Origin of the sequence: Streptomyces sp. NBC_00996 (assembly GCF_045162675.1) — a bacterium.
GTDB lineage: Bacteria > Actinomycetota > Actinomycetes > Streptomycetales > Streptomycetaceae > Streptomyces.
Genome location: NZ_CP108723.1, coordinates 4942042 through 4957377, shown reverse-complemented (window position 1 = coordinate 4957377; position 15336 = coordinate 4942042). Strand labels below are relative to the sequence as shown.

12 protein-coding genes and 3 pseudogenes are annotated in these 15336 nt (G+C 73.2%); 8 read left to right on the top strand and 7 right to left on the bottom strand.

Annotation, left to right across the window (positions count from 1 at the left end; translation table 11 throughout):
* Window positions 1-64: 64 nt before the first annotated feature.
* A pseudogene (locus OG390_RS23255) lies at window positions 65-463 on the top strand (hypothetical protein); the annotation flags it as partial.
* Here OG390_RS23255 and OG390_RS23250 read toward each other — a convergent pair.
* A pseudogene (locus tag OG390_RS23250) lies at window positions 441-521 on the bottom strand (NUDIX hydrolase); the annotation flags it as partial. The pseudogenes OG390_RS23255 and OG390_RS23250 overlap by 23 nt on opposite strands.
* Between OG390_RS23250 and OG390_RS23245 the strand changes: the two are divergent.
* Window positions 520-591 (top strand): annotated as a pseudogene (locus OG390_RS23245) (NUDIX hydrolase); the annotation flags it as partial. The pseudogenes OG390_RS23250 and OG390_RS23245 overlap by 2 nt on opposite strands.
* 18 nt (window positions 592-609) lie before the next feature.
* On the opposite strand, the gene OG390_RS23240 reads toward OG390_RS23245, so the two are convergent.
* Entirely contained in the window at window positions 610-3144 is a 2535-nt protein-coding gene (locus tag OG390_RS23240) for a helicase-associated domain-containing protein (RefSeq protein WP_406170711.1), read from the bottom strand.
* Between the two features lie 232 nt (window positions 3145-3376).
* Between OG390_RS23240 and OG390_RS23235 the strand changes: the two genes are divergently transcribed.
* Both OG390_RS23235 and OG390_RS23230 read left to right on the top strand, forming a co-directional pair.
* Window positions 3377-4354 (top strand): hypothetical protein, encoded by a 978-nt coding sequence (locus tag OG390_RS23235; RefSeq protein ID WP_406170709.1) that lies wholly within the window; start codon window positions 3377-3379, stop codon window positions 4352-4354.
* 36 nt (window positions 4355-4390) lie between these two features.
* Window positions 4391-5014: an HAD family hydrolase gene (locus OG390_RS23230; RefSeq protein WP_406170707.1), complete on the top strand. Its 624-nt coding sequence runs from the start codon at window positions 4391-4393 to the stop codon at window positions 5012-5014.
* A gap of 45 nt (window positions 5015-5059) precedes the next feature.
* Here the strand turns inward: OG390_RS23230 and OG390_RS23225 are convergent, their stop codons facing one another.
* Complete coding sequence (locus OG390_RS23225) at window positions 5060-5311, bottom strand: hypothetical protein (RefSeq protein ID WP_189186196.1); 252 nt, start codon at window positions 5309-5311, stop codon at window positions 5060-5062.
* A gap of 103 nt (window positions 5312-5414) precedes the next feature.
* Here OG390_RS23225 and OG390_RS23220 point away from each other — a divergent pair, with 103 nt between their 5' ends.
* Both OG390_RS23220 and OG390_RS23215 read left to right on the top strand, forming a co-directional pair.
* Window positions 5415-5573 (top strand): helix-turn-helix domain-containing protein, encoded by a 159-nt coding sequence (locus OG390_RS23220; protein ID WP_406170705.1) that lies wholly within the window; start codon window positions 5415-5417, stop codon window positions 5571-5573.
* Window positions 5574-5717: 144 nt separating this feature from the next.
* Window positions 5718-6101: a cold-shock protein gene (locus OG390_RS23215; RefSeq protein WP_327429679.1), complete on the top strand. Its 384-nt coding sequence runs from the start codon at window positions 5718-5720 to the stop codon at window positions 6099-6101.
* A 261-nt stretch (window positions 6102-6362) separates the two neighbouring features.
* On the opposite strand, the gene OG390_RS23210 is transcribed toward OG390_RS23215, so the two are convergent.
* The 4 genes from OG390_RS23210 to OG390_RS23195 form a co-directional block, all read right to left on the bottom strand.
* Window positions 6363-7262, bottom strand: coding sequence for a 1,4-dihydroxy-6-naphthoate synthase (locus OG390_RS23210; RefSeq protein WP_406170703.1), 900 nt, complete (start codon window positions 7260-7262; stop codon window positions 6363-6365).
* Between the two features lie 7 nt (window positions 7263-7269).
* Complete coding sequence (locus OG390_RS23205) at window positions 7270-7953, bottom strand: futalosine hydrolase (RefSeq protein ID WP_406170702.1); 684 nt, start codon at window positions 7951-7953, stop codon at window positions 7270-7272.
* Window positions 7954-7979: 26 nt separating this feature from the next.
* On the bottom strand, window positions 7980-8477 hold the full coding sequence (locus OG390_RS23200; protein WP_399085823.1) for a DUF2771 domain-containing protein: 498 nt from the start codon (window positions 8475-8477) through the stop codon (window positions 7980-7982).
* 83 nt (window positions 8478-8560) lie between these two features.
* Window positions 8561-9994, bottom strand: a complete 1434-nt coding sequence (locus OG390_RS23195) for an MFS transporter (protein ID WP_406170700.1) — start codon at window positions 9992-9994, stop codon at window positions 8561-8563.
* Window positions 9995-10717: 723 nt separating this feature from the next.
* Between OG390_RS23195 and OG390_RS23190 the strand changes: the two genes are divergently transcribed.
* Window positions 10718-11644 (top strand): DUF3027 domain-containing protein, encoded by a 927-nt coding sequence (locus OG390_RS23190; RefSeq protein WP_406170698.1) that lies wholly within the window; start codon window positions 10718-10720, stop codon window positions 11642-11644.
* A gap of 295 nt (window positions 11645-11939) precedes the next feature.
* Complete coding sequence (locus OG390_RS23185) at window positions 11940-15125, top strand: sacsin N-terminal ATP-binding-like domain-containing protein (protein ID WP_406170696.1); 3186 nt, start codon at window positions 11940-11942, stop codon at window positions 15123-15125.
* Window positions 15126-15336 lie beyond the last annotated feature (211 nt).

Here is a 15336-nt window from a genome sequence, read left to right as displayed (position 1 = left end):
ACGGCGGGCCGCGCGCGCTGGCGGCCACGGGCCACCGCCGCTCCTTGTCTCCGCCACCGCTCCGGCGGCCGACCCGGACCCGTCATGGGTGACGTACTTCGACGAGACGAAGCTGATCGTGGACACGGGCATCGCTCACGGCCGACTGGGCGAGGCTGCGACCGCCGAACCTTTGATCGCGGACGCTTTGCGGCGCGAGGCCCGCAGCAACCAGCGCGGCCGGGCGTTTCACTCGTGCTGGCTTGCTCGTACGCAGCTGGACCAGGGCAAGCTTGACCAGGCGTGCCACACCGCCACGCAAGCACTGGAGCCCGCGTCGGCGGTGGCCTCCGAGCGCGTGTCAGGCCATCTCAGGGAGTTCTACGACCAGTTGGCCCCGCACAGGCAGGAACCCGTAGCCCTGGCCTTCGAGGCGCGGCTACGGGAACTCCTCCCACCGGTCAGCGGATCGTTTCATCCATGAGCAGGTACAGCAGACCCACGAGCGAGCCGCTGCTCACGATCTCGCGGCGGTCGATCATGCGAGAGCGACAGATCTACACCAACAAGTGGGTGAATTTGTGCCTGGTCGACGTCCAGCAACCTGACGGGTGCCTCAAAGGGCGATGATCACGGCTGGTCGTCCGCCAGCTCCGACACCCCCGTCACGCGGTGCAGTGGATATGTGCGGACTTCGTCAGCGGTGTGGTCGTACGCCGTCACGAAGCCGCCCTCGACGCGGATGGGGGCGATGACGCGCTGGCTGGCGGAGCCCTCGGCGTTGACGTAGCCGATCCAGAGGGACTCGCCGGTGAGGACGGCGGCCTGCATGGTGGCGAGGGTCTCGGCGGAGCCGGTGCGGGGGAGTTCGCCGTTGCCGGGGCGGTCGCCGGCCGGGGCCGGCTTGCGCGGGGTGGTGGAGGCCAGGTCGCCGGCCCGGATGGCGCGGATCGCGGCGCCGAGGAGGGTGGCGTCGGGGACCGGGGGGCCGTCGGGGACGGGCTCGGGGGCGCTGCGCGGCGGGGTGCGGTGGGCGTGCGCGCGGGTGATCAGGACGTCGCCCTCGGCGGACTCGGCGGCGGGCGCGAACCCCATGGATCGGAGGCCTTCCAGGAGGGTGGCCGGGTCGGCCTGGGCGGCCAGTACCGTGGGCGCGAGGCGCCGCAGGCGCAGTCCGGCCGAGCGCTTGTCGGCGAGGATCTCGTTCAGCAGCGCGTCGTCGTCGCAGCGGACGTACGCCGATGCCGCGCCGATCCGCAGATGGCCGTGTCTGCGCGCCACGTCGTCGATCAGATACGCGAGCGGCTGCGGTACGGGGGTGCGGGAGTGCGCCGCGAGGAAGGCGTGCAGTTCCGACGCCGAGCGGCCCGCGTCCAGAGCGCGGCGTACCGAGCCCGGCGTGAAGCGGTAGACCGTCGCCCCGCCCTTCGACTCCACGTCCGCGAGGACGCCGAGCGTGTCGGCCAGCGGGCGCTCCAGGGGGCCCGGCGCGACCGCGGTGAGGTCCGCCTGAAGGAGGACGTGGTCCAGCGGCTCGGGGAGGAGCGGGGCGAGCAGCCGGGCTGCCCGGGCGGCGGCCGCGGCCCGCTCGGCGGGGGCGTGCGGAGCTTCGGGGAACGGGTGGTGCCGCTTGTGGACGGGGAGCTTGTCGCCGGGGCCGGCGGAATCGGCGTCCAGGGCGCTCGCCGGCGGGAACCCGAGCAGAGCCCGCCCTTGGGCGGACAGCGCCCCGCGGCCCGTGATCCCCAGCAGCTCCGCCTCGGACAGGGTCCAGCGGGCCAGCCGGGTGCGCAGGTCGTCCGTGGTGTCCTGAGGGCCCCGCAGGGGACGCTCCCAGTGGAGGCGGGCGAGAACGGAGTCCTCGGCGGGGGAGGCGCCCTCGGGGAGCGCGGCGAGGAAGGCGAGCACGCGGTGGCGGACCTCCGGCGCGGCGGAACGGTCGAGGCCGGGGCCCAGCGCCGAGAGCGTACGGTCCTTCGCGTCCCGCCCCCCGACCAGGCCCGCCGTGCGGGTCGCGGCCAGCCACGCAGAGGCGAGCCGCGCCCAGCGCTCGGCGGCGGGCAGCTCCAGCCACTCGTCGTACGCGGGCGTCGCCGCGTATCGCTCGTCGGCCTCACCGTCCGACGCCAACAGGCCTGCCGCGTAGGCGAGTTCCACCCAGAACGCGGCCACCGGCTCCACCGCGTCGAGCGCCACCGCCGTCCGCTTCAGATCCCGCACGCTCAGCCCGCCCGCGCGCAGCACGGCCGGACCGCCCTCGTGCCAGTCCTTGAGCAGCTCCTCGATCGTCGCCAGCGCCGTGTACGCCTGGCCCGCGGCCGCGGCGTCCACAACCTGTGGACGGTGCGGCCGTGCGGGCTCGACGGCCGGAGGCGCCGGCTCCGTCACCCGGTGCGCGCGGCCCGCCCGCAGGTGCAGGGCGACCTCCCGGGGCAGTACCACCGTGCCGGGCGCCGTCGGCAGCAGCAGCCCGCGGTCGATCAGCCAGCGCAGATGGCGCGCCGGGTCCGCCGTCACCTGGCCGTACGGCGGTCCCCACACCAGCCGGGACAGCACATCCACCGAGTCGGCGGGGGCGTCGTCGAGGAGCGCCGCCATGCGGGCGCGGTCCGTGAAGAGGGTGGCGAGCGCCGCCACGGCGGACACCGAGTCGTGGGTGGTCGCCAGCCCCGCCGCCGCCACGATCTCCTGGATGCGCCCCGGGGACATGCCCGCCGTGGCCTCCGCGACGGTCGGTCCGAGCCCCGTCGGGGACGGGTGCTGCGGGGACGGGGCGAGCAGCTCCCGGGCCGTCCGCAGCAGCCGGAGGCGGGCGTCGGGGCCCCACACCAGGGCCTGCTCGCGGAGCGTGCCGAGCGCGCGCGGGAACGCCGCCGTGACCGCCGGGTCGGCGTCGTCGCCCGCCATCAGTCCGAGCAGCTCGTCGTACGTCGCCGGGTCCGACGCCACGGCCAGCGCCTCCGCCGTCTGCAGGGCGAAACGGTCCAGGCGCTCCAGGGCCCGGACCACCGAGGCGCGGGTGCCTGCGCGGGTGGCGAGCTGGGTGAGGTCCGTGGGGACGGGGGTGATCAGGTCCGGGCGGGACCTGAGGAGCGCGGACAGTGAGGCGTCGTCCCGCGCGCGGAGGGCTTCCGCCAGGGAACGCGGAGCGGTCTCGGTGCTCATCCTGTCAACGGTAGCGGGTGGGGTGCGGCTGGGGTGTTGTTCGCCCCCTCCGCCGCCGCCCGTCCCGGACCAGCCCTTCGGCTGCGAGTGGGCGGGGGCTGGTCGCGCAGTTCCCGGCGCCCCTTCAGGGCGCGGCCCCCAGGTACGGGACGGGTGGGGACGGAAGGGGCGGGGAAACCCGGTACCTTCGTCAGCGCGGGGTATTCAACGCGTGCACCCCGGAGGGGACTTCGTGGGGATCGAGAGCGACCAGCTGGTCTTCGACTACCTGAGCCGGGTCGGCGACCTGGCTCAGCAGCGCCAGCTGCCGTCCGCGACCCGCATGCGGCTGGTGTCGGAGCTGCGCAACGAGATCGACCGCCGCAGGGCGAAGACGACCGTCGACAGCCCTGCCGCCGTCCGCCGCATCCTCGCCCGCCTCGGCACCCCCGACGAGATCGTCGCGGCGGCCGGCCAGGGCGGCGACGCGGCGCCCGGGACGCAGACGTGGGCCGCCGTTCCCACTCAGCGCGCCACCGAGCCGGAGCCCCGCCCCAAGGGCCTGCGCCGCGTCGTGCCGAGGCCGCGCCCCGCGGAGCCGGAACCCGACGAGAACCTCGACGCCCCCTCCCCGCCGCACCTCGCGAGCGCGCAGGAACTCGGCGACAGCGCCACGCAGCCGGACTGGTGGCGCGTCGACAGCAGCCCGTTCGGGCTCGACGACAGCGTGCCGGGATTCGTCGGAGGCGTGGAGATCCCCGAACTCCTCAAGCGGCCGACCGAGCGGAAGCCGGACGAGGAGGCGCAGCCACCGAAGGACACGGTTGCGGAGAAGGAGCCGGAGGCCGAGGAGGAGACGGGCCGGACCCCGCGCCGCCTCCTGCCCCGACTCAGCGGCTGGAGCAACCCCCTCCTTCTGCTCGCCGCCGCACTCCTGGTCGCCGGCGCCGTCCTCGGCAACTGGTTCGCCCTGGGCCTCGGCTGGCTCATCGCCTACGGCTCGCGCCGGCTGACCCCCGCCGAGTCGAAGTGGGCGGTCCTCGTACTGCCCGGCCTGGCCGCCACGGCCGGGCTCGTCTGGCTCTGGGGCCGCACGAACGGCCGCTGGGGCGCCCCCATCGCCGAGGGCCACATGAACGACGCCCTCACCGAGACCTGGCCCTGGGTCGTCCGCGGCGCAGCCGTGACCTCCGCCCTCTACCTGGTCTGGCGCTCCCAGCGCCAACGCTGACCGGCGGACCGCCCCGCCTCGCGGACGCTGGGCACAATGGCCCATGTGACTTCCCCCGCGCTGACCGTCGGCTTCGACCTCGACATGACCCTGATCGACTCCCGCCCCGGTATTCAGGCCTGCTACCAGGCGCTTTCCGCGCGGACCGGGACGTACATCGACTGCGATCTGGCGGTCACACGGCTCGGGCCGCCACTGGAGGACGAGCTCGTCAACTGGTTCCCGGCGGAGGATGTCGCCGCCGTCGCGGATGTCTACCGTGAGATGTACCCCACATACGCCATCACCGGCACGTTCGCGATGCCCGGCGCCCGGGAGGCGGTCGCGGCCGTGCGGGCCTCGGGCGGGAGCGCCGTCGTCGTCACGGCGAAGTGGGAGCCCAACGCCAAGCTGCATCTGGAGCATCTGCGCATCGACGCGGACGCGGTCATCGGCAACCTGTGGGCCGAGCAGAAGGCGGAGGCGCTGCGCGAGCACGGCGCGAGCGTGTACGTCGGCGACCACACCGGAGACGTACGCGGCGCCCACACGGCGGACGCGTATTCCGTCGCCGTGGCCACCGGACCGTGCGACGCCGCGGAGCTCCGCGCGGCGGGCGCGGACGTCGTCCTCGCCGATCTCACGGAATTTCCGGCGTGGCTGGAGGAGTACCGGCGTTAGTCCGTGCCGGGGCGACCGCCCCGGCACGCGCGAGGACCTGCCGTTCTAGCCCCGCGCCGCGCGCGCCCGGCGGCGGCCCTCCGCGATGGACTGGAGCACCCCGGCTCCGGCCATCAGGAATCCGACACCCATGAGCATGCTCAAGCCGAACATGTATGTCGGAAAAGGAGTCGTACCGAGCAGCAGTGGTGCCACGGTGACCAGAGTGGCCACGGCTCCGATGAAGAACACGATGGCACCGGCACGGATCAGCCGGTCCCCGGCTTCGGCGGAATTCGCTTGGGTTTTGTCACGCACCGGACCAGGGTAGTTCCCTGCGCGAAGGAACAATCCAGCGACGTCTTGTCACCAGCCGCCGGACCATTAGCCTTGGTACCGGCGGGTCGGACGACCCGCTGTAGTGCTATCCAGAGCCGTTTCCGGGCCAGTTGCCCGCGCAGTTTTCAGAGCAGTTTCCGACGAGTACGGCGTCACTGCCATTGCCAAGGCTCTCGGAGTCTCCCGCGCCACCCTCTATCGGCACGTTGGCCAGCCCCTCACACTTCCCCCACCACTTTGAGCCTCTGTCGACACAGGCAGGGGCTCACTGCCGTTTTAAGGCGTGTTCCGCTGGAGAGACCCCCGGTAGGCTGTCTCAACGGCCGTTCAACAAGGTGAAACCGGCGTCCAGGAGCAGCCGGGACCGATCGAGGGAGCGTGTGCTTTGCCGACTGGCAAGGTCAAGTGGTTCAACAGCGAGAAGGGCTTCGGCTTTCTCTCCCGCGACGACGGCGGCGACGTCTTCGTTCATTCCTCGGTCCTGCCCGCCGGAGTCGAAGCTCTCAAGCCCGGCCAGCGCGTGGAGTTCGGCGTCGTCGCCGGTCAGCGTGGTGACCAGGCGCTTTCGGTGACCATCCTGGACCCGACCCCGTCTGTCGCGGCCGCGCAGCGCCGCAAGCCGGACGAACTGGCCTCCATCGTCCAGGACCTGACGACCCTCCTCGAAAACATCACGCCGATGCTGGAGAAGGGCCGTTACCCCGAGAAGGCCTCCGGCAAGAAGATTGCGGGCCTGCTGCGAGCCGTCGCCGACCAGCTGGACGTCTAGTACTACAGCCGGACTTCCGCGTTCCCGCAGGTCAGCTGCGTCACCGAAGGCATTCAGAACTGACCATTCGTCAGCTGCGAGGTCACTCTCGCGACGCTCACCAGGCAGAATCCCGGCCCGCCGACTCGGAACGCGAGTGCTGTCGGCGACGGCCCGCGCGAAGTCCGGCTGTAGTACTAGTCGCGTCCTGGACCCCCCTAGGTCCTGCCGTCGAACTCCCGCCTGCCCTCCGGGCGGACGACGGGAGTTCGACGGCAGGACCTAGGGGAACGCGAGCGCATCCGGGCCGAGGGGCGGCACCAGCCCCTCGGCCGCCGCACGTGTGAGCAGTCCGCGGATGGCGGCGTACCCGTCGTCGCCCAGCTCGGCGGTGAACTCGTTGACGTACAGGCCGATGTGCTGGTCCGCGACCTTCGGATCCATCTCCTGCGCGTGTTCCAGGACGTAGGGGCGGGAGGCCTCGGGGTCGTCCCAGGCGGCGTGGACCGAGGCGCGGGTCGCCTCGGCGAGGGCCCGCAGCCGCTCCTCGCCCAGTGAGCGCTTGGCGATGATCGCGCCGAGCGGGATGGGCAGCCCGGTCGTCCGCTCCCAGTGCTCGCCCATGTCGGCGAGCTTGTGCAGCCCGTAGTTCTGGTACGTGAAGCGCGCCTCGTGGATGACGAGCCCCGCGTCCACCTTCCCGTCCCGCACGGCCGGCATGATCTCGTGGAACGGCATGACCACGATCTCGCCGACCCCGCCGGCCACGACGTCCGCGGCCCACAGCCGGAAGAGAAGGTAAGCGGTCGACTTCTCGCTGGGCACGGCGACCGTACGCCCCGTGAGGTCCGCGTCGGCGATGGGGGTTCCCCCTGCTCGAACGGAGTTGAGAGCTTGGGGGAGGGTGAGCACCAGGGGCCCGCAGCCCCGCCCCAGCGCGCCGCCGCACGGCAGCAGCGTGTAGGCGTCGAGGATGTACGGCAGGACGGCGTACGACACCTTCAGCACATCGAACTCGCCGCGCTCGGCCATGCCGTTGGTGATGTCGATGTCCGCGAAGGTGACGTCGAGCGCGGGCGCGCCCGGCACTCGGCCGTGGGCCCAGGCGTCGAAGACGAAGGTGTCGTTCGGGCAGGGCGAGTACGCGATCTGCAGGGGTTCGGGCAGCTTCTCAGGGCTCATGCGGGTTTCAACTCTCCAGTACGGGTGCGAGCTTCCCGAAACCCTCGGTGAGAGCGGCGAGAGCGTCGCCGATGCGCCAGGCGGCGCGGTCGCGCGGGCCGACGGGGTTGGAGACCGCGCGGACCTCGAGGACGGGTACGCCATGAGCCGAGGCCGCCTCGGCGACCCCGAACCCCTCCATCGCCTCGGCGAGGGCACGAGGGTGCCGGGCGCGCAGCTCGGCGGCGCGGGCGGCGGTGCCGGTCACGGTGGAGACGGTGAGCACCGTCCCGGCGCGTCCACCCGTGGCCGCGGCGATCGCTCGTACGAGTGATTCCGGTGGACGGTGGCTGACGGTTCCGAAGCCGAGTCCGGTGACGGGGACGAAGCCGTCCGCGGTGTCCGCGCCCAGATCGGCCACGGTGATGTCGTCGGCGACGACGAGCGAACCGACAGGGGCGTCGGGCTGGAAGCCGCCGGCGATGCCGGCCGAGACGACCAGGTCGTACGGTTCACCGCCGATCTCGGCCGCCGTGAGCGCCGAGGCGGTGGAGGCGGCGGCGAGAGCGGGACCGACGCCGGCGGCGAGCAGGTCGAACCGGGATGCGCTGCCCGCTCGGTGGAGCGTCACGCCGGGGAGCGGGACCTCACGGGGCGGGCCGGCGAACGCCCCGGCCACCGCGTCCCGTTCGACCGGGACAGCGGTGGCCACGAGGACACGTAGTGCGGAAGACGTGGTCAGGAGTCCTTCTTGAGCTTGAAGGACCACAGACCGGTGACCGTCTTCTCGCCCTCCTTGATGGAGACGAGCGTGGAGTTGCCGCTGGCGCCGTACTGCGCGTTGAAGAACACGCTGCCCGGGATCGTGCGGTACGTCTTGTTGCTGGAGTCGGTCAGCGGCTGACCGTTCATCAGGATCGTCCAGCCGTTGTCCGCGATCTTCGGGTCCACGCCGAACCGCACGGTCTCGTCGGGGTCGACCTTGATGGACTTGATGTCCTTGGACTTCAGGCAGCTCGCCAGCTCCGCGGTCGACACCGCCTTGCCGTCGTTGTAGCAGTCGGTCTCGGAGCTCACCGAGTTCTTGCCGACCGTGATGGTGGCCAGCGGCGTCGGCTTTTCACAGGCGGACAGGACGAGAAGTCCGGCGGATACCGTGCCGACGACGGCAACGGCGCGACGGCGGCGCGCAGCGCTGAGTCCATTAGCGGCTCTGCCGCGGGGCAGGGATGTCATGGCGGAAGGCTATCGGGCAGGTCCAGCGCTCTCCCCACGTGGGGTACGGCGTGCCGTGCCGTGCCCCCGCCCGGCCGCCCGGCTCAGGCCACCCGGGGCCGCGCGGCTCCCCCGTGCCGCGCCGAGCTCAGCAGCCCCCGTACGGTCGTCAGCCACCCGGCGGCGACGATCGCGGCGGCCACGGACAGCCCGAGCGTGCCGTTGAGCGGCAGCACGATGCCGATGCCGCCGCCGAGGACCCAGGCCATCTGCAGCAGCGTCTCGGAGCGGGCGAAGGCGGACGTGCGGACGAGCTCCGGGACGTCCCGCTGGATCAGCGCGTCCAGGGACAGCTTGGCGAGGGCCTGGGCGAACCCGGCGACCGCGGTGAGACACGCCACGAGCGCCGCCCCGAAGAACAGGGCGGCGATGATCGCGGTACCCAGCACGAACGCCACGACCGTCACGATGATGATCTCGGGAGCGCGCTGTTTCAGCCAGGCTCCGACCGCGGTGCCGAGCGCGTTGCCCGCACCCGCCGAGACGCCCACTATCCCCAGCGAGACCGCCGCGCTCTCGCCGGTGAGCGGGTGCTCGCGCAGCAGGAAGGCGAGGAAGAAGATCAGGAAGCCGGACAGGCAGCGCAGGGACGCGTTGGCGCCGAGCGCGTGCGTGACGGCCGTGCCGACGGTCCGCAGCCCGGGCCGGCGCACCTTCTTCTTGATCAGCTGCGGCCCGTGCAGATGCTCCTCGTCCGCGGCGAGCAGCGCCCTGTCCTCGCCCTTGGCCGAGTCGACCTTGTGCGGCAGTGTGAACGACAGGAACGTACCCGCGATGAAGATCGCGAAGGCGCCGTAGAGCGGATAGCGCGGGCCGAGCACCTGCAGCCCCGCCCCGATCGGCGCGGCGACGCCGGTGGCGAGGAGCCCGCCGAGGGTGACCCGGGAGTTCGCCTTCACCAGGGAGAACCCGGGCGGCAGCAGTCGCGGCACGACAGCGCTGCGTACCACCCCGTACGCCCTGGACGCGACCAGCACCCCGAGCGCCGCCGGATACAGCTCGATGCCGCCGGTGACGACCGCGCTGGAGAGCAGCAGCGCGAGGAAGGCCCGGGCGAGCATCGCGCTCGCCATGGCGGCGCGGCGGCCGTGCGGGAGGCGGTCGAGGAGGGGGCCGATCACGGGGGCGAGGAGGGCGAAGGGCGCCATGGTGATGGCGAGGTACAGGGCGACGCGGCCGCGGGCCTCGTCGGTCGGGACGGAGAAGAAGACGGTGGAGGCGAGGGCGACGGTGATCATGACGTCCCCGGCGCCGTTCACCGCGTGCAGCTCGATCAGCTTGCCGAGCCCCGACTCACCGGCCCCGTGCGCGTGCGTCGCCTTGCGGATCCCGCGCGCCGTCCCCGTCACCGGGAGGTGCAGGGCGCGCCCGACCGCACGGACGGACCCGCTCACCCGGCCCGATCCGCCACTTCGACTGCTCCCCTTGGCACCGCCACCGACTCCGGTGGCTCCCTGGGGCGCCCTTGCGGCTGCCACTCCGTCATAGTGCCCCGAGATGGGGGTGCGTAGTGCGGTTACCGCGCGTATGGGGGCCGAGTCGGGCGGGGCGGGATGTCGGGGTGTACTCCGGGGATGCCCTTGCTGGAAGCCTTGCGGGGTGCACGGCGGGAGCGCACTTTGGGGGGCGCACGTCGTGGGCGCGCGTTGGCGCGTCGGGGGCGCATGTTGGGACGAGGGTCGTGGGCGTACGTCGGGGACGAATGTCGTGGGTGACGTCGGGGACGAGTGTCGTGGGCGTACGTCGTGAGCGCACGTCGGCGGCGAGCGTCGTGGGCGGGTGCCGGGGACGAGCGTCCGGGCGGAGCCCGGGAGACGGACCGAGTCGGGTGGGCGGGCGGGAAAAACGGCGCGGAGCGCCGAAGAAACCGCCGCGGAGCGGCGTGAAACGCGACCGCGGAACGGTGAAGAGCGTGCGCGGAGCGGCGAAGACCCGGCCGCGGAGCGGCGGAAAGCCCGGCGCGGAGCGCAGAAGAGCCCCGCCGGTGTGGGCCCAGGGGCCAGGAGAAGGTAGCGTGCGTAACGCGCCTGCGGCGATTGTTCTCGGCCGCGCGCCTCTCGGCCATCCCGCAGAATGGATGACGTAGGTGCGCCCGAGTGCGATCGGGCGCGGACGTCGACGCGGTCCCCTGGTCCGCTCCGTCCGCACCCCCGCCGAGAAACGGCGCACCCGTGAGACGGCGTAGGAGAGAAGCGATACCTGTGAGCGCAGCGACAACGCGAAGCCGCACCCCCGACCGCCTGTGCGCCGAGGCCGTCGACCTCGCCCGCGCCGCCGCCGAGGAGGCCGCCGCACCCGGCATCGTCGGCGAGCACGTAGGGCTGGTCTCCGAGGGGGACCGCGTTGTCACGCACTTCTTCGAGTGCAAGGAGCTGGGCTACCGCGGCTGGCGCTGGGCGGTGACCGTGGCCCGCGCCTCCCGCGCGAAGTTCGTGACGCTCGACGAGACGGTCCTGCTGCCCGGCCCCGACGCCCTCCTCGCCCCCGAGTGGGTGCCGTGGAGCGAGCGGCTGCGGCCCGGTGACATGGGGCCGGGGGACCTGCTGCCCACGGACGCCGAGGATCTCCGCCTCGAGCCCGGTTTCACCGGCGAGGACGAGCCGCCGCCGAACTCGCCCGTCTCCAAGGAGATGGCCGAGCTGGTGGAGGCGGAGGACGCGGAGGTCGCGGGCGGGAGGCCGGCGACCCTGCCGGTTGCGCCTCGACGTGGCTCGATCGCCGCCGTGGCGGAGGAGCTGGGGTTGCGCCGTGCGCGCGTCCTGTCCCGGTACGGGCTGCATGTCGCGGCCGATCGGTGGGAGGAGGGGTACGGCCCGAAGACCGCGATGGCGCAGGCCGCGCCCGCGTCGTGCGTCAGCTGTGGCTTCCTCAACCCCATCGGGGGCTCGCTCGGACAGGCGTTCGGTGTCTGTGCCAATGAGTTCTCGCCCGCGGACGGGCACGTGGTCTCCCTCTCGTACGGCTGCGGTGGTCACTCCGAGGCCGCGGTCATGCCGAAGCCTCCGCGCCCGGCCGCGCCGGTGATCGACGAAACCCGGGTGGACCCCTTCCCCCTGCGCCCCTCCCCGGATTCCGGTTCGGTCTCGATCACGACGGACGAGTCCTCCGCGGAACTGGGCCACTCGTAGCCGGGCGTTTTCTCGCCCCTCCGCCCCTGCCCGTCCCGTGCCGGCCTTTCGGCTGCGGACCGGTGGGGGCGCGGGGAACTGCGCGATCTTTTGAGCGGGGGTCTGGGGGCGGCAGCCCTCAGGGACGGGACGGGCAGGGCAGGGACGGAGGGGGCGAAAGACCCTGGCGCCCGCACCATCGCAGGGGGCCCTGCGAGGGAGAGCCCCGGCCGGACGTCGGTCCGGCGCGCGGTACCTTCATGCCGCGGCCGAGCGCAGCACTCGCGGTCGCGCCAGGCGAGAGGGAGAGTGAACCGTGAGCAAGTTCGTGCGGCCGGCAGCCGAGGGCGCGGACCCGTTCGGGACGGCGCGCCTGCGACGCGGCGTGCTGGACGCCTGGGCGACCAGCCCGGCGCGGTTCCGCGAGGACGCCAACGCCGAGGAGGACCTCGTCCTCGGCGGTTACCGGGACCGACTCGTCGTCGAGCTGGCCCAGAACGCGGCCGACGCGGCGGCAAGGGCCGGCGTCCCCGGCCGCCTCCGCCTCACCCTCCGCGACGATGTACTCGTCGCGGCGAACACCGGCGCCCCGCTCGACGCGACCGGCGTCGAATCGCTCTCCACGCTCCGCGCCTCCGCCAAGCGCGACGCGCACGACACGGCGATCGGCGCCGTCGGCCGTTTCGGCGTCGGTTTCGCCGCGGTGCTGGCCGTCACCGACGAGCCTGCCGTCGTCGGGCGGCACGGCGGCGTCCGTTGGTCCCTCGCCGAGGCCCGCGAGCTGGCGGGGGACACCGCCCGCCACAGCCCCGGACTCGGGGACGAGATCCGCCGGCGGGACGGTCATGTGCCCCTGCTCCGGCTGCCGTTCGCGGCCGAGGGCACCGCCCCGGACCCGTACGACACCGTCGTGATCATGCCCCTGCGGGACCCCGCCGCCCAGGATCTCGCCGAGCGCCTCCTGCAGAACATCGACGACGCCCTGCTGCTCGCCCTGCCGGGCCTGGAGGAAGTGGTCGTCGAGATCGGGGACGCGGAGGTACGCACGCTCCGGCGCCGTACCGAAGAGCACGGGGTCACCCTCGAGGACTCCCGCGAGGGCACCACCCGCTACCGCACCATCTCCCACCACGGCCCCCTCGAGCCCGCCCTCCTTGCCGACCGTCCGGTCGAGGAGCGGCTGCGCCCGCACTGGTCCGTGACCTGGGCCGTGCCCGTGGACAGCGGCGACGGCACCCCGAGCCGCCCCCGCACCAGCCCCGTCGTGCACGCACCCACGCCCAGCGACGAGCCGCTCGGCGTGCCCGCCCTGCTCATCGCCTCCTTCCCGCTCGACACCACCCGCCGCCATGCCGCCCCCGGTCCGCTCACCGACTTCCTGGTGGAGCGCGCGGCGGACGCGTACGCCGAACTGCTCGCCGCGTGGCGCCCGGTGGACGCCGCGATCATCGACCTCGTGCCGGGCCCGCTAGGCAAGGGCGAGCTGGACGGCGGCCTGCGCCAGGCGATCCTGGACCGGCTGCCGCGCACCGCCTTCCTGCCGCCCGCCATCGAGCCGGACCACGCCCCGGACACCCCCACCGAATGGCTCGAGACCAGCGCCGCGGAAAACCCGGCCGCCCTGCGCCCCCGTGACGCCGAGGTCGTCGAGGGCGCCGGAGCCGAGACCGTCCGCGTCCTCGCCGAGGTGCTGCCCAGCCTGCTGCCCGCCGGGCTCGAACGCCGGGTGGAGCTCCGGACGTTGGGGGTCGCGCGGGTGCCCCTCACGGAGGCCGTGGACCGCCTCGCCGGTCTCGAGAAGGACCCGACCTGGTGGCGGAGTCTCTACGACAGCCTCGCCGGGGTCGACCCCGACCGGCTCTCCGGGCTGCCCGTGCCGCTCGCCGACGGGCGTACGACCATCGGCCCCCGGCAGGTTCTGCTGCCGGTTCCCGACGGGCCAACCCCCGACGACACCTGGGCCGCCACCTCCGACTCCCTCGCCCGCCTCGGCCTCAAGGTCGCCCACCCGGACGCCGCCCACCCGCTTCTGGAAAAGCTGGGCGCCCTCCCGGCCGCGCCCCGCGCGGTGCTCACCACCCCGCAGGTGCGCGCCGCCGTCGCCGCCTCGCTCGACGACGACGGCGGGGCGTGGGACGAGGACGCGCCGGACGCCGAGGAACTGGCCGACACCGTGCTCGCGCTGGTCCGCGACGCCGGCCTGGAACCCGGCGACGAGCCCTGGCTCGGCGGCCTCGCCCTCCCGGACGACGAGGGCGAGCTCGCGCCCGCGGGTGAACTGGTGCTGCCCGGCAGCCCGTTCGCGCAGGTCATGCGTGAGGGCGAACTCGCCTTCATCGACGCCGAGTTGGCCGACCGCTGGGGCGAACAGCCGCTCGCGGCCTGTGGCATCCTCGCCAACTTCGCCCTCGTACGCTCCACCGATCTCGTCCTCGACCCGGACGAACTGGAGCCCCGGGACTCCGACTTCGCCGAACCCGACGACGCGGGCCTGCTGGACGCCGTCGACGTGTGGTGCGAGGACGTCCTCGACCGGTTGCCGGACACGCCGGTGCCGCCGGTCGCCACCGAGATCGTCGCAGTACGGGACCTGGACCTGGTGGACGACGAGCGGTGGCCGCAGGCCCTCGCGCTGCTCTCGCAGCCGCCGCTACGGGACGCGCTGACCCAGCCGGTGCGGATCCTGCTGCCCGACGGCACGCACGAGATCGTCCGGCCGTACACCGCCTGGTGGCTGCGCGGCCATCCCGTCCTCGACGGCCGCCGGCCCGCCGGACTGCGCGCCGAGGGCGGCGACCCGCTCCTGCACGGCCTGTACGACGCCGCCGACGCCACCGGCTTCGACGACGAGCAGGTGCTGCGGGCGCTCGGCGTCCGCACCTCGGTGGCCGCTCTCCTCGCCGAACCCGGCGGCGCCGCCGAGCTCCTCGACCGGCTCGCCGACCCCGACCGGAAGGTCTCGGGCGCCCAACTGCACGCCCTCTACGGCGCGTTGGCCGACCTCGACCCCGAGCAGGTCACCCTGCCCGACGAGGTGCGGGCCGTCGTCGACGGTGAGGTGCGCGTGGTGGACGCGGCCGACGCCGTGGTCGTCGACTCGCCCGACCTGCTGCCCTTCACCGGCGGGGTGCCGCTGCTCCCCGTACGGCCGTCGCGTGCTGCCGAGCTCGCCGAGCTGTTCCAGGTGCGGCGGCTGAGTGAGTCCGTCACCGGGGACGTGGACTCCGAGGGCACCGAACACGACGTACCGGACTCCGTGCGGGTCCTGCTGGGGCCGTCCACCCCGAGCTCGTACGTCGAACACGAGGAGCTCATCGTCGAGGGCACCGAACTCGACTGGCGGCGCACCCGGGACGGCGTGCTGCACGCCGCCACCCTGGAGGGCGTCGCGGCCGGACTCGCCTGGGCGGCCGGACAGTGGCCGCGCCGCTTCGAGGTCGCGGCCCTCCTGGAGGACCCGTCCCGCACGGAGGAACTGGCACGGGACCGCTGGTTCGACTGACCCGGCCGCCGGGGAGGTGGGAGGGGTCCCTCTCACCTTCCTGTGATCTTGTTAATCCGCGCACAAAATCTTCACCTCCCGTACAACCATCCGTATTCGTGGCGGATCTGATCTCCCGAGTCAACAGACTCCACGATCACTTGGGCCCCGTGCGACGACGAGCCGTGAGGAACGACCACCACCGGGGCCCCTTTCTCCACTTGGGGATCGC